The 22,273-nt window shown below is 59.1% G+C and carries 26 protein-coding genes and 1 pseudogene; 6 read left to right on the forward strand and 21 right to left on the reverse strand.

Features of this window, described 5'->3' with window-relative positions; all coding sequences use genetic code 11:
• Positions 1-97: 97 nt before the first annotated feature.
• From ACEVBK_RS10670 to ACEVBK_RS10680, 3 genes are read right to left on the reverse strand one after another with little or no spacing between them, the layout of a single operon-like run.
• The gene (locus ACEVBK_RS10670; protein ID WP_375054931.1) at positions 98-1,924 is read right to left on the reverse strand and encodes a diguanylate cyclase domain-containing protein; all 1,827 of its coding nucleotides are present in this window, start codon (positions 1,922-1,924) and stop codon (positions 98-100) included.
• A gap of 11 nt (positions 1,925-1,935) precedes the next feature.
• Positions 1,936-2,559, reverse strand: coding sequence for a chemotaxis protein CheC (locus ACEVBK_RS10675; RefSeq protein WP_375054932.1), 624 nt, complete (start codon positions 2,557-2,559; stop codon positions 1,936-1,938).
• The gene (locus ACEVBK_RS10680; RefSeq protein WP_375054933.1) at positions 2,556-2,927 is read right to left on the reverse strand and encodes a response regulator transcription factor; all 372 of its coding nucleotides are present in this window, start codon (positions 2,925-2,927) and stop codon (positions 2,556-2,558) included. The genes ACEVBK_RS10675 and ACEVBK_RS10680 overlap by 4 nt, the downstream gene beginning before the upstream one ends.
• 438 nt (positions 2,928-3,365) lie before the next feature.
• On the opposite strand from ACEVBK_RS10680, the gene ACEVBK_RS10685 reads away from it, so the two are divergent.
• The 4 genes from ACEVBK_RS10685 to ACEVBK_RS10700 all read left to right on the forward strand — a co-directional run bounded on the left by ACEVBK_RS10685 (position 3,366) and on the right by ACEVBK_RS10700 (position 8,768).
• Positions 3,366-4,739 (forward strand): PqiA/YebS family transporter subunit, encoded by a 1,374-nt coding sequence (locus ACEVBK_RS10685; protein ID WP_375054934.1) that lies wholly within the window; start codon positions 3,366-3,368, stop codon positions 4,737-4,739.
• Entirely contained in the window at positions 4,732-6,369 is a 1,638-nt protein-coding gene (pqiB, locus tag ACEVBK_RS10690; protein ID WP_375054935.1) for an intermembrane transport protein PqiB, read from the forward strand. Before ACEVBK_RS10685 ends, pqiB begins: the two co-directional genes overlap by 8 nt.
• A gap of 2 nt (positions 6,370-6,371) precedes the next feature.
• On the forward strand, positions 6,372-6,950 hold the full coding sequence (locus tag ACEVBK_RS10695; RefSeq protein ID WP_375054936.1) for a membrane integrity-associated transporter subunit PqiC: 579 nt from the start codon (positions 6,372-6,374) through the stop codon (positions 6,948-6,950).
• A gap of 84 nt (positions 6,951-7,034) precedes the next feature.
• On the forward strand, positions 7,035-8,768 hold the full coding sequence (locus ACEVBK_RS10700) for a diguanylate cyclase (RefSeq protein WP_375054937.1): 1,734 nt from the start codon (positions 7,035-7,037) through the stop codon (positions 8,766-8,768).
• An 82-nt stretch (positions 8,769-8,850) separates the two neighbouring features.
• Here the strand turns inward: ACEVBK_RS10700 and ACEVBK_RS10705 are convergent, their stop codons facing one another.
• Both ACEVBK_RS10705 and ACEVBK_RS10710 read right to left on the reverse strand, forming a co-directional pair.
• On the reverse strand, positions 8,851-9,327 hold the full coding sequence (locus tag ACEVBK_RS10705) for a DUF4440 domain-containing protein (RefSeq protein ID WP_375054938.1): 477 nt from the start codon (positions 9,325-9,327) through the stop codon (positions 8,851-8,853).
• Positions 9,328-9,521: 194 nt separating this feature from the next.
• A complete protein-coding gene (locus ACEVBK_RS10710) occupies positions 9,522-10,388 on the reverse strand; it encodes a helix-turn-helix domain-containing protein (RefSeq protein ID WP_375054939.1) in 867 nt (288 codons plus the stop codon).
• A gap of 175 nt (positions 10,389-10,563) precedes the next feature.
• Here ACEVBK_RS10710 and ACEVBK_RS10715 point away from each other — a divergent pair, with 175 nt between their 5' ends.
• Positions 10,564-11,463, forward strand: coding sequence for a DMT family transporter (locus ACEVBK_RS10715; RefSeq protein WP_375054940.1), 900 nt, complete (start codon positions 10,564-10,566; stop codon positions 11,461-11,463).
• Between the two features lie 238 nt (positions 11,464-11,701).
• Here ACEVBK_RS10715 and ACEVBK_RS10720 read toward each other — a convergent pair whose 3' ends face one another.
• From ACEVBK_RS10720 to ACEVBK_RS10790, 15 genes and pseudogenes are all read right to left on the reverse strand, one after another.
• The gene (locus ACEVBK_RS10720) at positions 11,702-12,307 is read right to left on the reverse strand and encodes a PepSY domain-containing protein (protein ID WP_375054941.1); all 606 of its coding nucleotides are present in this window, start codon (positions 12,305-12,307) and stop codon (positions 11,702-11,704) included.
• Positions 12,308-12,353: 46 nt separating this feature from the next.
• Positions 12,354-13,106 carry a carbon-nitrogen hydrolase family protein gene (locus ACEVBK_RS10725; RefSeq protein ID WP_375054942.1) on the reverse strand — a complete coding sequence of 251 codons (753 nt, stop codon included), beginning with the start codon at positions 13,104-13,106 and terminating at the stop codon, positions 12,354-12,356.
• 383 nt (positions 13,107-13,489) lie between these two features.
• Positions 13,490-14,254 (reverse strand): potassium channel family protein, encoded by a 765-nt coding sequence (locus ACEVBK_RS10730; protein WP_375054943.1) that lies wholly within the window; start codon positions 14,252-14,254, stop codon positions 13,490-13,492.
• A gap of 262 nt (positions 14,255-14,516) precedes the next feature.
• Positions 14,517-15,074, reverse strand: coding sequence for a hypothetical protein (locus tag ACEVBK_RS10735; protein ID WP_375054944.1), 558 nt, complete (start codon positions 15,072-15,074; stop codon positions 14,517-14,519).
• 98 nt (positions 15,075-15,172) lie between these two features.
• Positions 15,173-15,571, reverse strand: coding sequence for a GFA family protein (locus ACEVBK_RS10740; RefSeq protein ID WP_375054945.1), 399 nt, complete (start codon positions 15,569-15,571; stop codon positions 15,173-15,175).
• Between the two features lie 60 nt (positions 15,572-15,631).
• Positions 15,632-16,018, reverse strand: a complete 387-nt coding sequence (locus tag ACEVBK_RS10745) for a tautomerase family protein (RefSeq protein ID WP_375054946.1) — start codon at positions 16,016-16,018, stop codon at positions 15,632-15,634.
• 37 nt (positions 16,019-16,055) lie between these two features.
• Complete coding sequence (locus ACEVBK_RS10750) at positions 16,056-16,682, reverse strand: LysE family translocator (protein WP_375054947.1); 627 nt, start codon at positions 16,680-16,682, stop codon at positions 16,056-16,058.
• An 86-nt stretch (positions 16,683-16,768) separates the two neighbouring features.
• Entirely contained in the window at positions 16,769-17,101 is a 333-nt protein-coding gene (locus ACEVBK_RS10755; protein ID WP_375054948.1) for a hypothetical protein, read from the reverse strand.
• A gap of 36 nt (positions 17,102-17,137) precedes the next feature.
• Positions 17,138-17,866 (reverse strand): helix-turn-helix transcriptional regulator, encoded by a 729-nt coding sequence (locus ACEVBK_RS10760; protein WP_375054949.1) that lies wholly within the window; start codon positions 17,864-17,866, stop codon positions 17,138-17,140.
• Positions 17,867-18,032: 166 nt separating this feature from the next.
• Entirely contained in the window at positions 18,033-18,296 is a 264-nt protein-coding gene (locus ACEVBK_RS10765) for a hypothetical protein (RefSeq protein WP_375054950.1), read from the reverse strand.
• An 82-nt stretch (positions 18,297-18,378) separates the two neighbouring features.
• On the reverse strand, positions 18,379-18,990 hold the full coding sequence (locus ACEVBK_RS10770) for a LysE family translocator (RefSeq protein ID WP_375054951.1): 612 nt from the start codon (positions 18,988-18,990) through the stop codon (positions 18,379-18,381).
• A gap of 72 nt (positions 18,991-19,062) precedes the next feature.
• A complete protein-coding gene (locus ACEVBK_RS10775) occupies positions 19,063-19,560 on the reverse strand; it encodes a GNAT family N-acetyltransferase (protein ID WP_375054952.1) in 498 nt (165 codons plus the stop codon).
• A 134-nt stretch (positions 19,561-19,694) separates the two neighbouring features.
• Positions 19,695-20,219, reverse strand: coding sequence for a DUF523 domain-containing protein (locus ACEVBK_RS10780; protein WP_375054953.1), 525 nt, complete (start codon positions 20,217-20,219; stop codon positions 19,695-19,697).
• A gap of 306 nt (positions 20,220-20,525) precedes the next feature.
• Entirely contained in the window at positions 20,526-20,807 is a 282-nt protein-coding gene (locus ACEVBK_RS10785; RefSeq protein WP_375058548.1) for an AAA family ATPase, read from the reverse strand.
• A gap of 43 nt (positions 20,808-20,850) precedes the next feature.
• Positions 20,851-20,976 (reverse strand): annotated as a pseudogene (locus ACEVBK_RS10790) (ISAs1 family transposase); the annotation flags it as partial.
• Positions 20,977-21,014: 38 nt separating this feature from the next.
• On the opposite strand from ACEVBK_RS10790, the gene ACEVBK_RS10795 reads away from it, so the two are divergent.
• Complete coding sequence (locus tag ACEVBK_RS10795; RefSeq protein ID WP_375054954.1) at positions 21,015-21,254, forward strand: tyrosine-type recombinase/integrase; 240 nt, start codon at positions 21,015-21,017, stop codon at positions 21,252-21,254.
• A gap of 320 nt (positions 21,255-21,574) precedes the next feature.
• Here the strand turns inward: ACEVBK_RS10795 and ACEVBK_RS10800 are convergent, their stop codons facing one another.
• Positions 21,575-22,138 carry a hypothetical protein gene (locus ACEVBK_RS10800; protein ID WP_375054955.1) on the reverse strand — a complete coding sequence of 188 codons (564 nt, stop codon included), beginning with the start codon at positions 22,136-22,138 and terminating at the stop codon, positions 21,575-21,577.
• Between the last annotated feature and the right edge of the window lie 135 nt (positions 22,139-22,273).

Raw genomic sequence — 22,273 nt, forward strand, 5'->3', positions numbered from 1 at the left:
GCCATCATTCTTGCTCCCCCGCTCTCCGACGGTTCAGCTGCTCGGCGCCCGCCAGGAGCGATCCCGCGGGCATATTCCCCCCCTGACACCAGGGGGCTTATCCCCACAGCCGGACTATGCGGCCCTTGCCCCCGGCCTTGGCACCGTACATGGCGTTGTCCGCCCGGGTCAACAGGGCATCGGCGCTGTCGCCGTCTTCCGGATAGAGCGCGATGCCGATGGAGGCCGACACCTGCAGGGCGTGCCCGCTCCAGTCCAGCGGGGTGGACACCAGCCGCAATACGGTTTCGGCGATGCGCCGGGCCGAGGTTTCATCGGCCACCGCCTCCAGCAACACCACGAATTCATCGCCACCGGTACGGGCACAACAGTCGGTGGCCCGCAAATGGGTTTTCAGGCGGTGACCGAGGGCGGCCAGGTAGGCGTCGCCCGCATCGTGGCCATGGGTGTCGTTGAGCGCCTTGAAACCGTCCAGATCGATAAACAGCAACGCGAATGGCTGCTGCTCCCTGCGTCCCCGGTGAATGCTGCGCAGCAGCTGTTCGTTGAGCAGGCTGCGGTTGGCCAGGCCGGTCAGGGAATCGTGCAGGGCCAGATAGCGGATCCGCTCCTGCTGCAGGTGACGCTCCAGGATCAACGCCGTCAGGTGAGCAATACGCTGGATCACCATCTGCTCGTGCGTCGAGGGATGGGTATGCTGGCGGGGGAACACCGCCAGCAGACTCTGGGGCGCATGCGTACTGGCGTGAATAGGCATCAGCCAGCAGCCGGCCATGTCATGCTCTCTGGCCAGCGCCAGCCACGGCTGCCAGCGGGCCGCCGCGCCCTCGGCCACGAATACCTGCAGGCGGCCGCTTTGCAGCCCCGGCTGCACAACGCGCAGCATGCTTTCGGTTTGCAGGGCGGCCAGGCGAGGGCCAAAATCGCCCGGCAAGCCGGGCCCGTTGTTGACCAGCAGCCGCTCATCCGCCGCCAGCTGGAGCACCGCCACCCGGCATTGCTCCAGCTGGCGCTCCAGCGCCAGGCAGATATGATCCAGGGTCTTGTCCGGCTGCTCGCCGGCGGTGGCCATTTCCAGGATCTCCCGTTCCAGACGCAGCAAGGCGTCGGCCCGTTCCCGTTCGGTGATGTCCTGGCCGGTATAAATCAGATAACGGGGGGGGTGGCCGGCATCGCCGACGCTTTTTACCGTCCAGCGGATATGCATCAGTTCCCCCGCCGCACTCTGCATACGGCAGGTGAAGGGACGGGGCTCGTCATACTGCCAGGGGCTGTCGATCAGGTTGTTGAAGGTCTCGATACTGAACAGTACCTTCAGCGGCTGGCCCAGCACTTCTTCCTCGCTGAAACCGGTCTGTTGCTCACAGCTGCGATTGATGCTGATAATACGGCCATAGGTATCGGTCACCACCACCAGGGCGCTGATGGTTTTCAATACCGTGTCGATAAACTGTTTCTCTTCGGACAGGGTCTGGTGTACCTTGCGCAGCGCCTGCTCCTTGTCGCGCAGGTGGCGCTCACGCCGCACCGCATTGGTGGTGTCGAGCAACTGCACCAGGGTCAGCCCTTCACTTTCCGCCAGGGGCCGCAACAGCATGGAGTGAAACAGCGGGCTGCCCACCCCGGACGGTGCCTGGCGGCGCAACGGCAGCAGTTGCGGATGCAGTTGGTGGGACAATAGCCGCGACAGCCGGTATTCACAGGCATCGCGTACCGCATCCAGCAGTACCGCCGGCAAGGGGTCGCTGAACAATTGCTCCAGGTGCCGCCCCACCGCGTTCTGGGCAGCAATGCCGCTGTGCTGCTCCAGCCAATGGTTCCAGAACCGCACCCGCCGCTCACCATCCAGCAGCATGACGCCGCTTTCGATATGATCCAGGGTGATCATGCTCAACCCGTTCACGCGGCTCAAAGCGGCATCCATGGCGGCTGTCCTCACTCGAGCTCGGCCAGATAACAGCGCAACGCCTCGATAAAGGTATCCGCCGAATGGACGTCAATCAGGAACGCCAGATACCCCTGCAGGGCACTTTCACGCAGGCTGAAGTCTATCTGTACCAGCATGATCATCGAGTCGTCGCCATCCGCTTCCAGCGACAACCGGTTCAGCAAGTGGGGGGTATCGACATTGAACGCCTGGGGCAGGTCGGTCTGGATCTGCTGATGGAGCAGGTTGGCCAGGGTCGCCAGGCAATTATTGAGCAGGATATTGCCGAGTTCGGCCAGGGTTTCCTGCTCCAGCTCGGAAATCTCGTCGGCGGACAGATCCGCCCCCAGCATGGCCCGGACCAGCTCCAGGCTGCGATCTTCGGGAAACAACAGCGCGGCCCGGCCGCTCATAAAACCCCGGAAGCCCTGGATCACGCCGGCCAGCAGGCCGGGCATGGAGCGGCAGAAAATATCCCTGGCCTCGGCCGGAGACAAAAACTGCAGTTGGGGCACCGACAGCAGCACCTCGTCCTGAACCAGTTGCGACAGCGCGCTGGCCGCCCGCCCGACGCCAATGTTCATCAGCTCAACAATGACATCATGTTCATCGGCGGTCAGGGTTAGAGTCATTCGGCTACCTCTAAGAAACGGGCCAGGCCTTCCAGGCTGGCGGGTTTGGCCAGAAACGTCATCTCCAGCTCCTGGGCCCGTTTCACCAGGGCATCCTGGATATTGGCGGTGACCAGAGCCAGTTTCATCTGCGGGTGGCTCTGCCGAAAGAGGCTGGCCAGCTCGATGCCGTCGCGCCCGGGCATGTTGAAGTCGATCAGCGCCACGTCGGCCTGCCGCTCCTGCATCAGCGCCTGGGCTTCATCGGCCGACGCGGCTTCCAGGATATCCAGCGACAGCGGTAAGCTTTTCAACTGACGCATCAGGCTGAGACGGGCTACTCTGCTGTCATCGACCAGCAGCAGGGTCATGGCTTTGGCTTGGGTCATTAATAATTTCCGGAAACGGCTTAAAATTGCAACAAGCTAGGCATTATAGAGAAAACACAACCGTTTGAAATGGATATGGGTAAATCTTTGGCAGAAAAAGCGGCCCGATACACGGCGGCGTCGGGCCGCTGGATCAGGGCCTGTTCACCCAGCTCACCGGGACGGCACGGGCTAAGTCCGAGGCTCGGCAGCAAGGCCGCGTTCCAACGCTCGGGCGGCGTCATTTTCATCACGCGTCAACATCCGTCAAGTCAACAGCACGGATTGTCGACAAAAATAACGTACGCCTCGCCACCGACCCGGTGAACATCGCCATGGCCACCCGCTCCTCCGCCCCCAGAAACACCGGAGTACCGACCCCGGTTGTGCTTTATTAACCGGGCAAAATTGTCGTAGTATCAACCACTCACAGGCAGTATTCAGAGGTATAAGGTCATATTGGCTGAACACAATACGGCTCCCGCTCCCGACAGGGCAGCCAACACCCACCGGCACCGGCGTCACTCCGTGTCCCGGCGCCGTCTGCGCGCCTGCCACGAGTGCGACCTGCTGGTGGCATTGCCGCCGCTGAAGCCGGGAGAAAAAGCCGAATGCCCGCGCTGCGGCCACACCCTGGTGCGCCGTCATGCCAACCCGGCCGAACGTAGCCTGGCGCTTAGCCTGGCCACCCTGTTCACCCTGGGGCTGTCGGTTGCCTTTCCCTTTATCAGTTTCGATATCAGCGGCATCGGCAACCGGATAGAGCTGACCGAAACCGCCTTCACCCTGATTGGCCTGCACCAGCCGCTGGTGGCCCTGTGCGTGCTGCTGACGGTGATCGTGCTGCCGGCGATTTACCTGAGCTCCGTGGCTTGGCTGTGCCTGGGGGTACTGTTGCGCCGGCCGTTGCCGCGCAGCCGCCAGATTGCCCGCACCCTGCGCCACGTCACCCCCTGGATGATGGCGGATGTCTTCGTGATCGGCACCCTGGTGAGTCTGATCAAGGTGATGGGCATGGCCCATATCGGGCTGGGCCTGTCGTTCTGGACCTTATGCGCCTATGCCCTGCTGCTGTTGCTGACCACCCAGTCCATCGACAACGACTGGCTGTGGTTTTCCCTCGACCGGGAGCCGATGGCGCCGGAAGGCAGCCGTACCGGCATCACCGCTACCGAGCAGGGCCTGACCGGCTGCCATACCTGCGGCCTGGTGAACCGCCAGCCGGAAAGCGGCAAGGGCCGCTGCCTGCGCTGCGACGAGCCGCTGCATCCCTATCGCGGCGTGAACAACCAGGCCACCCTGGCGCTGCTGGCCGCCTCGCTCATCATGTACCTGCCGGCCAACCTCTACCCCATCATGATCACCACTTCGCTCGGCACCACTCAGCCCTCCACCATCATGGGCGGGGTACTGTTGTTTATTCAGCACGGCGACTGGCCCATCGCCTTTATCATCTTTACCGCCAGCGTGGTAGTGCCGGTGAGCAAGATGCTGGCGCTGCTGTGGCTGTGCCATGTGGTACGGCAACGCCGCAAACCGCTCGACCGCCTGACCCGTATCCGACTGTATCGCGTCACCGAGTTTATCGGCCGCTGGTCCATGGTGGACGTGTTCGTGGTCGCCATTCTGGTGGCGCTGATCCGCAGCGGCTCCCTGATGTCCATCGAACCCGGCCCCGGTGCCCTGGCCTTTGCCGCCGTGGTGGTGCTGACCATGCTGGCCGCCATGCTGTTCGACCCCAGGGCCATCTGGGCCGGCGCCTCGCCCGAACCATATTCCGGCCGGCCGAGCGCCGCCGCCCATAGCGCTTCCAAGGAATCCGATTATGTCTGACAGCCAGCGTGCCCAACGCCGGACCCAACGCTCCCTCTCGCCCATCTGGATAGTGCCCCTGGTGGCCGTGTTGATCGGCGCCTGGATGATCTACGACAACCTCAGCAAGCTGGGGCCCTCCATCACCCTGATCATGAACAACGCCGAGGGCATAGAAGCGGGCAAGACCCTGATCAAGACCCGCAACGTGGAAGTGGGCAGGGTGGAAAAAGTCACGCTGTCGGACGATCTCAGCCACGCCGAAATCACCGCCCGCATGAGCCCCCAGGCCGAAGCCATGCTCAACGACGACACCCGCTTCTGGGTGGTCAAACCCCGCATCGGCCGGGAGGGGATCAGCGGCCTGGGCACCGTGCTCTCGGGCGCCTATATCCAACTGCTGCCAGGCAGCGGCGAACAGTCGCAGAACACCTTCACCGTGCTGGAACAGCCGCCGGTGGCCTCCCCCGATGCCCCGGGGCTGCGCATCACCCTGGCCAGCCAGGTGGGCAACGCCATCTCCACCGGTGACCCCGTCACCTACCAGGGCTACACCGTGGGTCGGGTGGAAGACAGCCATTTCGATCCCGAGAAACGGGAAATGCGCCACCAGCTCTACATCCAGTCGCCCTACGAAGTACTGGTCACCAGCACCACCCGATTCTGGACCGCATCCGGCGTCGATGTCCGGCTGGATTCCCAGGGCTTTAGGGTCAACGTGGCATCGCTCGAATCCCTGATAGGTGGCGGCGTCACCTTCGGGGTACCGGACAACGCCGCCATGGGGCGTCCCGCCAAGCCGGGCGCCAGCTATGTACTTTTCCCGGACGAGGACAGCGCCTACGAAGGCAGCTACAACCAGTATCTGGAATACGTGCTGCTGGTAGACGACACGGTGCGGGGCCTGAGCCCCGGCGCCCCGGTGGAATACCGCGGCGTGCGCATCGGTACCGTGGTCAGCGTGCCCTGGAACTTCAGCGCCCCCCAGCCCGACTCGCTCAGCCGCTTCGCCATTCCGGTGCTGATCCACATCGAGCCCCAGCGCTTCGACGAAGAACGGCAGGAGATCGACACCGACCAGTGGTACCGGCGGCTGGATCGGATGTTCACCAACGGCCTGCGCGCCTCACTCAAGGCCGGCAACCTGCTGACCGGCGCCCTGTTCGTGGATCTCAATTTCCACCAGGACGTGGTGCCCTTCCAGCGCATGACCTTCGTGGAACGACCGGTGTTTCCCACCACCTCCGGCAGCTTCGCCCAGATCGAGCAGAAGGTATCCAACCTGCTGGACAAGCTGAACAGCCTGGAAGTGGAGCCGATATTGAGCACCCTCAACGACACCCTGGCCACCACCCAGCAGACCATGGCGAAAGTAAGCGGCATCGCCGCCTCGGTGGATGCGCTGCTGGCCGATCCGGCCACCGGCCAGTTGCCGGAAAACGCCAACGCCACCCTGCGCCAGCTGCGCGACACCCTGCAGGGCTTCGCTCCCGACTCCCAGGGCTACGACGAACTGACCCAGACGCTGTCCAGGCTGGAGCGACTGATGCGCGACTTGCAGCCGGTGGTGCGAACCCTGAGCGATCAGCCCAACGCCCTGATCTTTGACAAGAAACTGACCGAAGACCCACAACCGAGGGCCCCGAAATGAGAATGAGCACCCGCCCCCTGCCGACCCTGCTGCTGGCTGCCCTGCTCGGCCTGGCCGGCTGCTCCGCCAGCCAGCCCGGCACCACCAGCTATCTGTTGCCAAGCACGGTGCCGGAACGGCAGTTTGAGCACCGCCTGGCCATCCAGGTGGCGCCGGTGCGGCTGGCCGGACACCTGGACGGCGAAGGCATCGTCATGCAGTTGAACGACATCGAGGTGTACCAGGCGCGCCAGCACCTCTGGGCCGAGGACATCGCCGGCCAGTTGCAGCGGGTATTGCAGGAACGGCTCGGCCGCGCCCTGCCCCGGGCCCAGGTGGTGAGCCGCGGCCAGCCGCTGCTGGAGGGCGCCCCGGTGCGCGACCTGCGGATACAGGTTACCCGCTTCCAGGGCCGCTTCGACGGCATCGCCCTGGCCGAGGGCCAGTGGCAGTTGCTGGACGGCAACGGCCGCCTGCTGGCCCAGGCCGCCTTCAGCGCCGAACAGATTCTGGAAGACGACGGCTATCCCGCCCTAGTGCGCGCCCTGGGTGCCGCCTGGGAGCAGGTGGCGGACCAACTGGCGACGGAGCTGGGCGCCTGACCCCCGACTTTATCGCAGTTCAGAGGCGGCAGAAGAAGGAGCCCAGGAGTCAGTCGTTGGCCAAACAGCATGCCGGATAGCAAAATGCGATATCCCCTGTGGGACAGCCTTAAATGGAAACTCTGGTGTATGGCACTGGTGGCGGCGTTGTGCGTCATGATACTGGCGAGCATCACCTTCTATCAGTCTGTCACCAGTTTTCTCAAAGCCCAGCAAAACGCGCAGGACATCCGCCACTTTGCCGCCATCTTCGAGGCGGCCAACCTGATCTCCGCCGAACGCGGCCCGGCCAATACTTACATGGCGGCCTCCATCGAGTTGCGGGAACAGGCACGAGTCAGGCTGGACAAACTGAGAACCCTCGCCGATCAACGCCTGGATGAACTCGAATCGGGCGGCTTTCCTCCCACCCTGCTCACCGACATCCACGGCCGTATCGAAGCGGCCCGTCTTCAGGTGGATCGGGTGGCGTCAAGGCCCCAGGAACAAAGGACTTACGATGATATCCAGGCCGCCATCGATGCCATGTTCACCGCCTGGGACAGCTATTTCGGCCTGATCCAGTGGCAGGCGGCAGAGCTGCTGCGCCGGGATGACTCCCTAACCGCTCCCGTGCTTAAGGCCATGATGCTGAGCAACCTGCGTGAATACGCGGGCCGCCTCGGCTCCTACCTGATCGCCCCCATGGCGGCACACGAGCCCGTTCCCCTGCGCAACCGTATCGAAGGCCAGGTCACCCGGGGCCGCCTGCTTGAACTCTGGGCGCTGCTCAAACCGAGTTCGGAAGCCCTGCCGATGGAGGCCAGGATCCGCAACAAGCGCCAAGAGGCCGAGCTGCGTTACTTTGGGGAGGGGCTCCCCCTTATCGATCAACTGCTCGACGAAGACCGGGACAACCAGGTCTACTCGCTGGATCCCGTTGTCTTTACCGAGTATTACGTGGCCACCATGAAGCCTCTGGAAGAGTTGCGTGAGCTGCTGCTGAACCTGACGGTCCGGGAGTTTGAGCTGCGGGAGGAGCAGGCCCTGCGGGCGTTGGCCATGGAAAGCCTGGTCACCCTGCTCGCCCTGCTACTGGTGGGAGGTCTGGTACTGGCGCTGCAGCTTTATCTGTTCGGCCCACTGCTGCGGGCGGCCGACGCCGTCATCGCCCTGACGGACGGCGGTCTCGGCACGCCCCGGCCCAAGCCCACCGACCCCGGAGAGATCCGGCGGCTGTTCAGTGCCATCGCCATGCTATCGGAGCGGTTGAGAGAGCGAGAGCGGCTCACCCGGGAACTGGAGCAACTGGCCCTTACCGACGGCCTGACCAGTCTGCTCAACCGCCGGGCCTTCGATCAACTGGGCGAGCGAGCCGCCGCCAGCAACCGGCGCCAGGACTGCCCCCATCTCATCCTGATCGACATCGATCATTTCAAGGCCATCAACGATGGTCACGGTCACCCGGTGGGCGACCAGGTGCTACGGGACATCGCCGTCTTGATGAGCGCCCTGCTGCGCCAGGACGACCATCTGTGCCGCTATGGTGGGGAAGAATTCGCGGTACTGATAGAAGGCTACAGCCTGCCCGAGGCCGCCTTGCTGGCCCGTCGTCTGCGCCTGGCCATTCGCCGCCACCGCGTCTGCATCGATCCTCAGGGCAAGACCCTCAGCATCAGCGCAAGCTTCGGGGTGGCCGGCGGCCCTGGGCAGAGTTGGGAACAGATAGTGCGCCGCACCGATGAAGCCCTGTACCGGGCCAAGGCCGAAGGCCGCGACCGGGTGCGCATCGATCGCGGCCCCAGACAGAAGCCCCCCCCGGCCGGAACACCGGGCTGAATTCCGCCACCGGCATTCGCCGGTGAACAGAAGTTATCGTAAACACGAATTGATGCGTGTGCGGGCGCTCCTGCGGTGCCGATTAATGACTTTCCGGCATTTTCGAGGAATGGTGGCTGGAGATCAGCCATTGCCCGCCATCCCAGCGGTAACTGTAGCTGTAACGGCCACTGACGCTGGCGCCGGTGCGGGCGAAGGTAAAGGTGTAGAGGCCAGCATCGACGGCGCTGTTACAGCCCAGCTCAATCTGGCGCAGATCGATGCGACCCGAGGGCCGATCCTCAAGGAAATGGGCGAAGTAGTCTTCTTTTTCCGCCGGTGTCAGCCGTGGCAAGTTGGAAACCGTGGGCAACAGGATGGAGTCCTCGGCGTAATTGGCCACCACCAGGGCAGGATCTCCGCTTAGCAGGGACTGGTTCCAGCGTTCGAACAGGGCAGCGATCTCCGGCTCGGTAGGATAATGGCATTCCGGCTCCGGAACCGACTGTGCCTGTCGCCCTCCATCGGCGGCACAACCGGCCAGTACGGCGGAAACGACAACAATACCCATCAACCTCATTGCAATACTCCTTATAGAGAGGATCAACATCGGGGGCAGCCCCCCTTTCGTACGGGCCAGGACCCGCAGACCACAGGATTGCATTAATAAGATTCGATTGGTACTAATTCCATATAGAAATCAGGGGTTAAATACCCAGGAAGCGCTCCTCGCGACAGTTTTCTGCCAGGAATACCCCCATCTTCCCCGTCCGCCTAGCCGCGCAGCGCGGAGGGCACCATGCCCCGGCTCTGGCGGAAGCGGTTGGCCAGGTGGCTGGCGGAGCTGAAGCCGCAGGCCAGGGCGACCTCGGTGAGCGGCAAGGCGCTGTGGCGCAGCAACTGCTCGGCTCTGAGCAGGCGCCGGGTCAGCACATACTGGTGGGGCGGCAACCCTTCGGACTGCTTGAACATGCGGGCGAAGTGGTATTCGCTCAGGCAGGCTTCCCCGGCCAGCACCCGCAGCGGCAGCGGCTGATCCAGATGGGCCTCGATATAGTCCTTTACCCGCCGTAACTGGGCCGGCGACAGGCCGCCCCTGACCACCGGCGCCTGCCAGCGGTACTGGGTATAGCCCTTGAGCAGGTGGGTGAGCAGCAGGGTGGCGGCGCTGCTGAGCGCCAGGCGCTCGCTGTTGTCCCGCCAGTCGCTGGCCAGCAGGAACTGGCGATAGAGCGTCTTGACGCGATCGTCCTGGGCGAAGGTGCGCTCCTCCAGCAGCAGGCCGGCGGGGGATTTGTCCCACACCTGCTCGGCCAGGGTGCGCAGATGGGCATCGGTAAAGTAGAGGTGCACGAATTCCAGCGGCCCCCGGATATCCCAGGTTGACTCGTGCAGACCCGGCATCAGGCAGAAGCGATCCGGTGCCCCGCCGTTGTGCCAGCCGGCGCCGGTTTTGCGGTAAGACTGGTAGCCGTCGGCCACGTAGAGGCTGAGGGTATGGTGCTCGGCCCGCTCCAGCTCGATGAAGTCGTCGTCGTTGTACCAGCGCGCCAGGGCGATGCCGTCGTCGAGATCGACGCTGTCCTTGAGTTGGGCCTGGTGCTGGCTCAGGCAGTGGTGAACGTGGTAGCGGGACGACATGGGTTTCCTCTCGGGCGATGTTGTTCGATGGTATAGCGGCGGCGCGGCCGAACCAAGCCGGCGGCGGCCCGCCCCGGCAAAAAAGCGCAAGAATCTGCAAGGCAGCCGCAAGAACCCGGGCGCCCGGGGCCGGTGCCGACGGGCATGATGGTGTCTTTCCACGAGGAGGACCGCCATGAACCTGATACTTTACCTGCTGACCGTGCTGATCTGGGGCACCACCTGGGTGGCCATCGCCTTCCAGCTGGGCGAGGTGCCGGTAACCGTTTCCATCTTCTACCGTTTCGCCCTGGCCGCCCTCACCCTGCTGCTGGTACTCGCCCTCTGTCGCCGGCTGCACCGCCTGGCCTGGCGGGATCACCTGTTTTGCGCCCTGCAGGGGCTGTGCGTATTCTGCCTGAACTTCTACTGCTTCTATACCGCCACCGGCCATATCAGCAGCGGCCTGAACGCCGTGGTGTTTTCCACGGCGGTGCTGTTCAACGCCCTGAACGGGGTGATCTTCTTCCACCAGCCGATCACCCGTCGCCTGCTGGGCGCCGGCGTCCTGGGGGGGCTGGGCATGCTGTGCCTGTTCTGGCCCGACATCCACCGCGACGGCTTCAACCCCGGCGTGCTGCTCGGCCTGGGCCTGGCCCTGCTCGGTACCTACGGCTTTTCCCTCGGCAACATGCTGAGCCTGCGCCACCAGCGCCGCGGGCTGGACCTGCTGTCCACCAACGCCTATGCCATGGGCTATGGCGCCCTGGCCATGCTGCTGATCGTGCTGGCGAGCGGCCAGCCCCTGGTACTGGATAGCTCGCCCCGTTACCTGGGTGCTCTCTTCTACCTGGCCATCATCGGCTCGGTGGTGGGCTTTGGCGCCTACTTCGCCCTGGTGGGCCGCATCGGCCCCGGCCCCGCCGCCTACACCACCCTGCTGTTTCCGCTGGTGGCCCTGGGGCTGTCCACCCTGTTCGAAGGCTACCGCTGGACGGCCCCGGCGCTCGCCGGCCTGGCACTGATCCTGGCCGGCAATCTGGTGATGTTCTGGCGACCCCGGCGGCGGCTGGCACCTGCGGCCGGCACCGCCTGAGACGAAAAGCTGACAGAAGGATACGAGGCAGTCGGAATAATCCGGGCCGGACTGCTCCGGCCCGGGCGAGAGGCGGCTACTGGGCGGGAAGGCTTACGATGTCGGCCTTGGTACTGCCCACTATGTCGAACAGATCTCGGGCTTCCTGTTCGGGTACCTGGTGCTTGGCCAGTACTTACTGAAACAGTACCACCATGCGCTGCCATTCCGCCTCGGCAATATTGAAGTCTGACGCCACCTACCCTCTCCGTCCAAAACAAAGCCGGAGGCCTACCAGCGCCATGGCCAGCAGCAGTCCCAGACCCGCCAGCCCCAGCACCCGGTTGGCCGCCGCCGAGGGCAGCCATTGCAGGTAATGCACCCGGTACAGGCCGTTGATAAGCCGGGTGTCCCGCCCTTCCTGGCGCAAGCCGAGCGTGTTCCAGTCCAGGCTGAGGTTCCCCCCGGTGCTGGTGCGGGTGCGGCTGCCTTCGAGCTCCACAATGTCGCCGTAGCGGGCCGGGTTGACCGAGACGGCGTCCTGCAGCAGCAACCGTAACTGCGCCTCGTCCGGCGGCGGCAAGGGCTGCTGGCTGCCCGGTTGCAGATGCAGCGGTGGCCCTTCGGTGGTAACCAGCAGATGCGAGCCCAGAACGGTGTCGACCAGCCGCACCTGCCGCCAGTGGGGCTCGGGGCGGATCTGTACCCCTTCCGCCAGCGGATGGGCCTTGACCGCCAGCGGCTCATAGGCGCCCTGATAACCCGGCTTGACAAAGAACACCGCGCCGGTCAGCGCCCAGCCGAACAGCGGCAGCAGCAGGACCAGCCCCAGCAGACGGTGGAATTTTCTTGTTTTGATGGACATAAAATAAGCTTGTTGACCTTTAAACTCATGCGAAAGCCGGTTCAGCTTAGATGGGATAAAAACGACCGGATTGTTGCTCCTGGCTGAGGGTACACAGCACCAATCCGGTGTTTGCCCCCCGGGCCGCAAACACCGGCCTGCCGGCACCATCCCAGAAACCGCTGTTGCCGCAAGCGGCCCAGCCACCGGTGACCCCGGCATGGTTGCACAGCAGCACCGGCATTTCCAATCGGGCCGCAAGGGAGGAAAGCAATCGGCTGTCCGCCGCAAAACCCGACTCCGATATCAGGGCACTGGCCAGATAAAACCCGGCCCCGGCGGCCTGGGCATCCTGCCCATGCCGGGCCTCACCAAAGTCCGCACAAATGGCCAGGGCCACCCGGTGGCCCTTGACCGGAAACTGGTAATTCCGATGACCGGGAGCACAATATTGCGCCTCCCCCGGATGCAGATACTGCTTGGCGTAATACTCCACCCGCCCATCGGGAAAACAGATCACCGCACCGATAAAGGGCTTGTCCGCTCCATTTTTAAGCGGACAGCCGGCCACCACCACAATTTGGTGCCGTACCGCCGCCAGCGACAGTTCGGTCAACACGGATGAACCGGCATCCAAAGCCAGTTCCGCCGCCAGTTCCAGCTCATAGCCGGTGAGGGAAAGCTCGGGGAACGCCACCAGATCCGTCCCCAGCCGGGAAGATGCCGCAATAAACTCCAGGTGGGTATTCAGGTTTTTGACGAGATCGCCTTTCTCGGCCTGGCTCTGAGCCAGGCCGACAATGATGGTGCTGTTGTTCACACAGTCTCCGTTGATGAGGTCTTTGTACATCACGATAAGCGCGCCGATTAATGTGCCGTGCGGCCCTATTCAGCCCCGTCTCCCCGGGCGTAAAGGCGGATTTATTCGCGTGAATAAACAGCTCTAAATAGCTGTTCCGAATGGTAGATCAATCAAGACAACGGGCAGTGTACCGCTAAGCAAACCCGCCGCGCCAGGGATGGGTTCACGGCGTGTCTGCGTGCGGGGTCCGGTCGATGTAGCACCCTTAGGATCAGTTATTTAGTGCGGATCATGCCAGGATAAAGGATTGAAGCGCTCGCGGTTCTCGACTGGTATCGGCAGCAACGGGGATCCGGCGTGCGACCTCGCCAGGTTTGACATATTCGGGTAGTTCCATTTTATTATCCTTCCCTGGCGTTTTTTTTCTGGAAAGCATTGCTGCATGCGGCAGCCAAAATGCCGGTTGGCATGGCGATAAGGCCGATGCCTGCAATGGCCGTAATACCGGCAAACAGCTTTCCCCAGGCCGTGATGGGCGTAACATCACCATAGCCCACCGTGGTCAGTGTGGCTATGCTCCACCACAAGGCGCGAGGTACGCTGCCAAATGCTTCCGGTTGGTGTGACGCTTCAACCGCATACAAACAGGCGGACGAAAACAACAGCAACAACCCCGCCAGCCCCAGGCTTAGAAGCAGTTCGTGCATACGGGCCTTTACCGCCTCCGCCAGTGCCGACCACGCCTGACTGAACCGCCCCAGACGGGAAAGGCGCAACAGGCGGACAATCCGTAATAGCCGCAATAAAAACGCATTGTTGATGGCAAGAAAGCCAAGGAAAAACGGGAGGATCGCCAGCAAATCCACCAAAGCCCACCAGCTCAGCATATAGCGTATACGTCCCGATATTCCGCTATAACGCGGGTTCTCGCCCGCTGCATAAATGCGCGCCAGGTACTCGATGGTGAAGATGAGCGCAAAGCAGGTTTCCAGCGTGTTGAAGAGAAAAGGTGCTGTATCCCGGACGCTGGCTTCGGTTTCGATGATAGCGGTAAGAGCCGCCAAAAGGATAAGCAGACAGATCAGTTTATTCGTTGGTGAAAGGCCAAACTTTTTCCAGCCTTCCGGTGCCAGCTGGTAGTAGAGCCGAGCCCTTGTTTTTGTCATTGCAGCCATCCGTCGCGTTAGTGCAGTTCTGAGAAATCATTGTAAGCGAGCGATGGAAAAGACTCTAGCTGCCTTTATCTTCATCGGGCCAGGCGGAAAATGCTACCCGCCCCCTCTTAAACGGAACAATATTGCAGTAACGCTCGGCCGAATGTTCGACTTTTGATAAGGCAGCCTTTCTTGATTTTGGATTGTGCGGTTGATAACCCGGTATCACATCCAGCAGATGTGCATGGAGTCGATGGCCATTTTGCTCTCAACCCTATGGATTCCAGCTCAGCATGCCATCGCTGATCCTGCAGTCGGTTACTGCGTCAGAGGCATCGACCAGGAAGATTTGCTGTGTTTCAGACACAGGGTAAGTTAAATATTCAGAGCACTGCGCGCTTTGCCCTGTACCGACAACGATCTTGCTCCCGGTTTTAAGGTTACAGCTTGCCAGTTTATCCAACGGAGACCATTGATAGCAGATCTCATAATCGGCGCGGTATTGTGCGACAGGGCCGCTGGGTTTATTGAATGCCCACCATTGCCCGTATTGACTGTTGGGGTTGGTGCTATTCCAGGCCCGGAAAATTTTGACTTCCGTATCGGCTTTGCTCTGATAAACCTGCCCCTGACAGAGTTTTCCCTGCTCGGGTCCGCCCAATGCCTGCTGAAGAAGTGCAGGGTCATGAATAGCTTCGAATTGATCGGCAACCGCCATTGGCAGTGCCGCACTGCCAATGCATTCAGCGGGGGTGTAAGCAATCTCTTGCGGCGAGTAGTGAGCACATCCTGCCAGAACCGCCAGTGTGAGGTATGATCCTATTCTTTTCATCTTTTATCCCTTTAATTTATGGTTATTAAACGCCACGGAGAGCCTGCTTAGCAGCACCCGCCTGCCGCCTTGATTAATTTACTATTCGGAACAGAAATTTAATTCTTGGGTGAAAACTGTTCAAACACCTGCTGTCCGGTCAGCTTATGGGTCTCATTTTTGAACTCGTAATAGGCGGGCTTTTCGTCGATAAAGATCTCACTGGTCAAGCTGAAATCCTGATCCTGAAACAGACCAGCAGGCAAGATGTACTCGTCATTTGGAAGGAGATGGTAAAACAAGTGGGTTCCGCAGGTGGAGCAAAAGCCACGTTCGGCCCAGTCGGACGACCGATATACCGCTGGTTGATTGCCACTGAAAACGACACCGGCCCCGCAATGAACGGCAAACATGGGGCCGCCCGACCAGCGTCTGCACATCGAGCAATGGCAAAGGCCGACGTCTTTATGGTCATTCGCTGCCACTTCGATGGATCCGCACAAACATGTTCCTTTCATATTGCCTCCTGACTTATGTCGGTAACTCGGGAATTTAGCGCTGAGCAAAACTGCGGCTGACTACACATTGACCGAATACTTGAGGTCACGGACCTCGTCTCCGGTCATGCCACGAAAACCCCAGCAGTGGGCCGGCTGTTCCTTGATGGTTACTTCCACATCCACGGGTGCAATACCAACCTCCGATTCAATCCGGCTGAACAGCGCCTTTATCAAGGCTTTTTGGGTATCCGAGGAACGCCCCTGCATCATATTGATTTCAATCACAGTATAGGCAGGCGAGCGGCCGCCGGGGTAGTAGAGATCTTCGGCCTCCAGGGGAATAAAGCGATGGACCCTTTTGTCTTCCGGCATTCCCAGCACGGATTGCATGCACCCGTGGATAACCTCGGAAAGCCGAGCCTTGATCGGATTAAGATGCGCCTTGATCCCATAAACGACTATCATAATATCTCCTGTAATGTGTAACACTGCACCATGCCGATTACCTCTGCTTGAGTGCGGCAACCGACAAGCCGGAAGCGATAAAAGCCACCCCCGCCCCCATATTAAGACCGGACACGAATCGCGGCCTTGCCTGAAGGCATTTGGACAGCCTTGATGCAAATATCCCCATCAGCGCGAAACCGATGGCGGTGAGCAGGGCGAACCAAACCCCATAAACAAGCATCTGTGCCGTAACCGAGCCACGAGCCGGACTGACGAACTGAGGGATAAAGGCAAGCACGAAAAACCCCGGCTTCGGATTCAGGGCCGCCGACAAGAAGCCGGTGATGAAAATGGTGCCGGTGGATTGCTTTTCAGCCGGTGCAAAGTTGAACAGGTTCCTTGAGCGCAACACTTTTATCCCGAGCCACAGCAAGTATGTTGCACCGACAAGTTTTACCACCCAGAAGGCAACCGCGGAGGTTTGCATAAGCAGGGTAAGGCCGAATATCGCGGCCATGACATGAAACAGAATGCCGCCACCCGAAGACAGGCCGGAAACAATGGCGGCCCCTTTGCCCTGACTGAGCCCACGTCCGATGGCGAGCACGTTATCCGGCCCCGGGGACAACACCAGCAATACACATGCTGCGGTGTAAGCAAGCCAGATTTCCAAGGGAAACATAGTAACCTCCGGTGATAACTAATGCCTGAAATGAATCGGCGGTCCACCCTGGGTGAGTCGCCGTCTCGCGTGAAGGGTGAAGCCCGCTAGCGTATCCGCTCCCAGAACGTCATCTCCACCGACTGCTCGTCCAGCAGCTCTATATACTGGAGCGCAACCGCGTTGGCGGTCCACTTGGCGCACACCGCCTCGGCCCGCGCTTGCGAGTCGGCAAAGGCGAGATCGGCGTAAATGCCATCCCGCCCCCGCAACAGGACATGACCGAGGAGCCCTTCCTCGTGGGCCAGAAACTCTCGGTCCACCTGCTCGGAAGCCTCGAGCAAAGTACGCTCCTCAACGCCCTCGCGCAGCCTGAAGGTTGCAAACTCGACGCCGCCGAAGCCAAGCGCGCTTTCTTTCATGAGTGTCAATACTTTCATTACCTGATCCCTGTCGTTTCATAAGGTCCAGGCAGCTTACGACAGCCCTGCTGACACCGTGGTGTCAGTAGGTCCACAGCCTTCGTGCCATGCGGCGGCTTGTCGCGCCATGTAGGCTTCCAGGTTGATTGCCTGCGTTGGCTCAAAGCCGTGGTCCAGCGCCTCGACGGCACTCATCCGGTCGAGGCGAAACTCTCTGAATGCTTGCCGCAACAGGCACCAGGATCCCAGTGTCCATTTGCCTCCCCAGTAGAAAAGTCCGAGCGGCCAGACTTCCCGCTGCGATACCTTTCCATCCGCGGTCCCGTAGCGAAAACGGACCACCCGCCGCGCACAAATCGCTTCTTGCAGCAGGTCCCACAGCTCTGCGATATCGCCCCGGTGCTCCACCGTCAGCGCATGCGCCCACCGCCCCCGGCTTGGTGTGCCCTGCTCCGGCAACGAGGCGCGGATCTTGCTGAGCAAGGTCCGCGCGGCCGCCGTCAGGCTCGCGCCTGTCGACACCGAAACCATCTGGGCTCCCAAAAGAAGCGCGTCCAGCTCCTCTGGCGTCAGCACCAGGGGGCGGAGCTCGAAGCCCTCTTGCAGCCGATAGCCAATACCGGGCTCACCGTAGACAGGAATGCCAGCCACGGACAGATCATCGATATAGCGGTAGACCGTGCGTACCGATACCGACAGCTCTTCTGACAACGCCTTTGCCGTGACTGGCTGCCTTACACGTAACACGTTCACCAACTGAAACAGCCGGTCTGCTTTTCTCATGTCGCCAACCCTGTTGGTTATCGTCCGGTGATTGGGCACGACGGCCCGCATCGGCTGTATGGCGGGTAACCCCAGCCCCGGTGTCAAACTATTAACCCGGTGGCAATTTACAGGCCATTGTCAACAACACCCCAGTTTGACCACTTTGGGGATGCGGCGCTTTTCATCAGCGTTCAGTGTCCGCTTGTTGAGTCTCAGGGTCGTCAGTACCCTGCTGTTCCGGGAGCATACCGAGATGTCGATTGCCCCCGGCTTCTTCCTTTTCCTTTAACCCGGGGCTCACCAGATCCATTGTGATTTTCGTCTGGTTGAGCTCACGGGAAAGCCTACAGAGCAAGCCTAAAGCCCAATAGCCATCAACTTCATTGTTCCGGCTAATGAACGAGCCGACGATTTCGCCTGTGATGCCTTTCAGGTCGCTACGCCCCATAGAGCTTAACCCCCGCAGCCTTGTAGTGAAGGTGAAGCCGCAACGAAAAGGTGGTCGCTGCACTTGGCCATGTTATGATGAATCACCTGCTTGATGCTGCCAAGCCAACACCAAAACCAACAAAAACTCCCCCACTAATTTTATTTAAAATCATATTACCTTTTTTAGAGGAAAGCTTTTTTCTAGCAAAAGATGAAAAAAGCGCGTAGGCCACGTGGATAATTATAACCAGCATGCTAAAAGTCAACGACAATAAAATAAATTGCGGCTTGTATTCTTGAGATAAATTAATAAACTGTGGAAATATAGACATAAAGAAAACAACTGCTTTGGGATTCGAAGCGGAAACCAAAAAACCTTCAGAAAAACATTTAAAAAAAGAAACCTCTTGATGATCATAACGTGCACCGCCCACCTCGTTCACACGCCACATTTTTATACCAAGGTATATCAAATACACGGCTCCAATTACTTTTACCACTGTGAATGCCATCACCGAGCTTGCCAGAATAATGCCTAAGCTTGTAGCAGAAACCATTGCCACAAGCAAAATTGCCAATGCTATACCAAATATCCCAGCAAGTGACTTGGACAATCCTCTCTGAATGGAGTTGTTTATCGTTAACATAACGGCGGGTCCAGGCAATAGAATTGTTGCCATTGCCACGCCCACATATATTATATAATTATCCATATACCCTTCTCATAACTCCCGAATTTGTGACTGACTTGGGATCAGCGGAAAACCAGCCCTTCTAAAACATTTTTATTCATTGCTTGCGATGCGAGCCATATGATAAACATTAACATATTCACCATATCTAAAAGCATAAGATTCTGACTCACCTTCAATTTCAAAACCAAACTTCTTATACAAATTAATCGCGCGCTCATTATCAACATAAACAGTGAGCTCCAGTCGCTTCAGATTCAACCATTTATCTGCAAGTTCAGTCACCGTAGTCAATAAAGCACTACCGATACCTTTTCCCTGAACATTATCTTTTACTCCCATGCCAAAATAACCCACATGGCGACGTCTTGGATTGGTACATACCTCAAAACCCAAATTACCTACAACCTCACCGTCTAACAAAGCAACATAAGCATAAACATGCTCCGGGATATTTGAAATGCGCTTTTCCCAAAGTTCTAGCGATGGATGGGGAAGCTGCAAAGTCCTGCTGTAAGCATTTTCACATTCGTAAATCTCTTTTATTGCCCTGGCATCTGAAGGTTCTGCCCTTCTGACTTCAATTTCCATAATCGACATGTCTCCAAAAACGCATAACGTCGGCCACAGGCGGCCGAGTGAAACGAAGTCCGGCGTACGAAACTCGCGAGTTTAATGGCTTGGTTATATGGTTTTAACCCAGGGTGAGTAATCCAAGCTTGTGTTTATGATACATCGTCATTCTGGATTATGAGGGTTACCTCTTCAGTCGCGTGGATTACCTTGTCAGCATCGGCTATCTCATACTGGTTAAACACTTGAACACCATGTTGGCGTAGCAAAGCTGCTGTAACCCCCATGCCGGGAACTTTTCTACCTGAGAAGCTCCCGTCGTAAACAGCTGAGCTTCCGCAGGAGGGGCTAAATTCTGCAAGCACTGCAATTGTGATGTTGAACTTATTGCATAAATCCAAAGCAATGGAGGCACCAGCTAAAAAATCACGAGTTACCCTCCCTCCATTTTTTTCAATAACATCGGCTTCGCCTTTTAATACATCATCTCCATTGCCTTCGAAAATCTCCGCTGGCTTCCTGGGAATACTCATCCCGGCCTCGACTTCGGGGCAGACAGAAATCACTCGACCCTCAGATATCCACTGCTCAACTATCTGAGCAGTCATGGCAAGGCTTCCACCATCATATCGAACCCTTTTCCCTAAGAGGCAGGCACTCATTAATACTTTTCTCAAATTACTAGCCTCCAGCACAGTGCTAACGCAGAACTTTGCGGCGAGTTTGGAGCCGAGAAGCGGCGGAAGAATGATTGTTCGCCAACAGTGCCTTGTTATGGATTATCTATATTATGCAAAATAAACTACTCACGCTCATTAAATAACTGATCCTAATAGTGCTACATCGACCGGGCACCGCACGCAGACACACCGTGAACCCATCCCTGGGGGCTCCGCGCGCCATCCCTGGCGCGGAGGGTCTGCTTAGCGAAACCCTGTCGCTGCCGGTAGTGATCTACCATTCGGAACAGTTATTTAATATTGTTACGTGGGACTTCTAGTGTTTCGTAACCCATTGCGAATACCACCTTTGCATGCCCTCAGAACCTCTACGGACTCCTCAGAACTTTGATCACGTTCTGAGTCTGTATCGTAAATTTCTTCCCATGGAGGAAGAAGAAAAACAACCCCGTTATATGGGAACTGTTGGACGTATTGCACGATTTCATCGCGTGTTAACGCGCTCTCCGCAGCAAGCATGTACAGCGCGTCCAGTACCCTACGCTCAAAGAACATGGCATGGTCGCAGGCAGTTGCATCCCGCAGGGCAAGATTACGAAACCCAAGGTTCCTGCCAAGACTTGCGACAGACTACACCTAAAGTTTTTAACTCTGGCCAGTCAAAGGCGAAATCTCCCAGAATGGACAGGTCGTCCACCGCCAGGCTCAGCCGGGTTTCTTTACGGCCATGGCCGCTTTCCTGCGTGCTGTAGCTGTAGCTGTAGCTGTAGCTGTCGTCATCATCTACAGGATTTGGTGCCCCGAAAAGCGCTCCAGGCAGCGGTTATCAAGTCCCGTCTCCGGCACAAAAAAATCAGTTGCCATAGCTTCAGGCATTCATTCGCTACCCATCTGCTGGAAGCAGGCCGGGATATCAGAACGGTACAGGAACTGCGGGGTCACAGCGAGGTACGAACAACGCGAATCTATACCCACGTGATTGTTCGGTATTTCGCCGGCACCAACAGCCTGCTGGACAACCTGGCCGGGTAGCAATGCACTGAATATGTGCTCGGGCGGCCCAGTTAATATATTTTCAGGCACGCTACCGCCCGAGCCTTGTGTGGGCGACCTGCCCTCTCCTTCCCTGTAGTCTCGGGTTATTTTGCCGTTCTCAGAATGGAATTCAAATGAAACTTTTGCATGATGGGCATTTTGGTTTGCGGAATGGGAAGTCGAGGCTGTTTTTTCCGGATGCCCGCCTTCGCAGGCAAGGCAGAATAGGAAGTGGGTGCTGCCTGGTGGTGCCCGGTTACTGCCGAGAGGGAGATACGGGTCCTTGGCAGGGCCGGTGCCCTGCCAAGGAAGCAGGATCAGAAATTGATACCCATGCCCAGCACATAGGCCCAGGCGCCGTTGTCGAAGTTGTCTCTGGCACTGTCGCCGCTGTCGAACAGGAACTGGTATTCGGCCCTGGCCTGCACAAAGGTGGCAGGCAGCACATAGTACTTGAGGCCGACTTCCAGGCCGGCCGTGCCGGTGTCCTTCACGCCGTCGCCGTAGATGGCGCCCAAGGTGGCGCCCACGAAAGGACGGGCCGCCCCCTGGCCGAAGTGGTAGTCGACAAAGCCGCGGGTACTGCCGTTCCAAAAATCACCCGACAGATCCTCGCCTTTAACGTCAGCGTAGCTGATACTCTGGCGAATACCAGCCACCATTCTGTCCGACAGGTACCACCCGTAATCAACCGATACGCCGAAGCTGCTGTTGTCGAAGTCCTTGTTACTGGAGCCGGTTCCCGAAAGCGAAAATTCCCTGTCGCCCTTGCTGGGGCCCAGCATATCGTGACCTCCCATGTGCGACTGCGCCATGGAATAGGTGGGCAGCAGGGTTGATCCAATGAGAATGACTAGCGGAGCTTTTTTGAAGATTTTCATGATAATACCTCGAATTTATCACCAACTTTCGATTAAGCACTTTCACGTTTCCGCATTCCCGCATGATCAACTTCCTGTTTGGCATGGGCAATATAAGCCCATCAACGGCCACTGTTTGCCGTCAATCCTTGTTTT

Source organism: Zobellella sp. DQSA1 (assembly GCF_041950555.1).
Lineage (GTDB): Bacteria > Pseudomonadota > Gammaproteobacteria > Enterobacterales > Aeromonadaceae > Oceanimonas.

Bases quoted from the DNA above. Each gene is read 5' to 3' on its own strand.
- ACEVBK_RS10670 (WP_375054931.1), bottom strand. From the start codon at position 1,924: ATGGATGCCGCTTTGAGCCGCGTGAACGGGTTGAGCATGATCACCCTG.
- ACEVBK_RS10675 (WP_375054932.1), bottom strand. From the start codon at position 2,559: ATGACTCTAACCCTGACCGCCGATGAACATGATGTCATTGTTGAGCTG.
- ACEVBK_RS10680 (WP_375054933.1), bottom strand. From the start codon at position 2,927: ATGACCCAAGCCAAAGCCATGACCCTGCTGCTGGTCGATGACAGCAGA.
- pqiB (WP_375054935.1), top strand. From the start codon at position 4,732: ATGTCTGACAGCCAGCGTGCCCAACGCCGGACCCAACGCTCCCTCTCG.
- ACEVBK_RS10695 (WP_375054936.1), top strand. From the start codon at position 6,372: ATGAGCACCCGCCCCCTGCCGACCCTGCTGCTGGCTGCCCTGCTCGGC.
- ACEVBK_RS10700 (WP_375054937.1), top strand. From the start codon at position 7,035: ATGCGATATCCCCTGTGGGACAGCCTTAAATGGAAACTCTGGTGTATG.
- ACEVBK_RS10705 (WP_375054938.1), bottom strand. From the start codon at position 9,327: ATGAGGTTGATGGGTATTGTTGTCGTTTCCGCCGTACTGGCCGGTTGT.
- ACEVBK_RS10710 (WP_375054939.1), bottom strand. From the start codon at position 10,388: ATGTCGTCCCGCTACCACGTTCACCACTGCCTGAGCCAGCACCAGGCC.
- ACEVBK_RS10715 (WP_375054940.1), top strand. From the start codon at position 10,564: ATGAACCTGATACTTTACCTGCTGACCGTGCTGATCTGGGGCACCACC.
- ACEVBK_RS10720 (WP_375054941.1), bottom strand. From the start codon at position 12,307: ATGTCCATCAAAACAAGAAAATTCCACCGTCTGCTGGGGCTGGTCCTG.
- ACEVBK_RS10730 (WP_375054943.1), bottom strand. From the start codon at position 14,254: ATGACAAAAACAAGGGCTCGGCTCTACTACCAGCTGGCACCGGAAGGC.
- ACEVBK_RS10735 (WP_375054944.1), bottom strand. From the start codon at position 15,074: ATGAAAAGAATAGGATCATACCTCACACTGGCGGTTCTGGCAGGATGT.
- ACEVBK_RS10740 (WP_375054945.1), bottom strand. From the start codon at position 15,571: ATGAAAGGAACATGTTTGTGCGGATCCATCGAAGTGGCAGCGAATGAC.
- ACEVBK_RS10745 (WP_375054946.1), bottom strand. From the start codon at position 16,018: ATGATAGTCGTTTATGGGATCAAGGCGCATCTTAATCCGATCAAGGCT.
- ACEVBK_RS10750 (WP_375054947.1), bottom strand. From the start codon at position 16,682: ATGTTTCCCTTGGAAATCTGGCTTGCTTACACCGCAGCATGTGTATTG.
- ACEVBK_RS10755 (WP_375054948.1), bottom strand. From the start codon at position 17,101: ATGAAAGTATTGACACTCATGAAAGAAAGCGCGCTTGGCTTCGGCGGC.
- ACEVBK_RS10760 (WP_375054949.1), bottom strand. From the start codon at position 17,866: ATGAGAAAAGCAGACCGGCTGTTTCAGTTGGTGAACGTGTTACGTGTA.
- ACEVBK_RS10765 (WP_375054950.1), bottom strand. From the start codon at position 18,296: ATGGGGCGTAGCGACCTGAAAGGCATCACAGGCGAAATCGTCGGCTCG.
- ACEVBK_RS10770 (WP_375054951.1), bottom strand. From the start codon at position 18,990: ATGGATAATTATATAATATATGTGGGCGTGGCAATGGCAACAATTCTA.
- ACEVBK_RS10775 (WP_375054952.1), bottom strand. From the start codon at position 19,560: ATGGAAATTGAAGTCAGAAGGGCAGAACCTTCAGATGCCAGGGCAATA.
- ACEVBK_RS10800 (WP_375054955.1), bottom strand. From the start codon at position 22,138: ATGAAAATCTTCAAAAAAGCTCCGCTAGTCATTCTCATTGGATCAACC.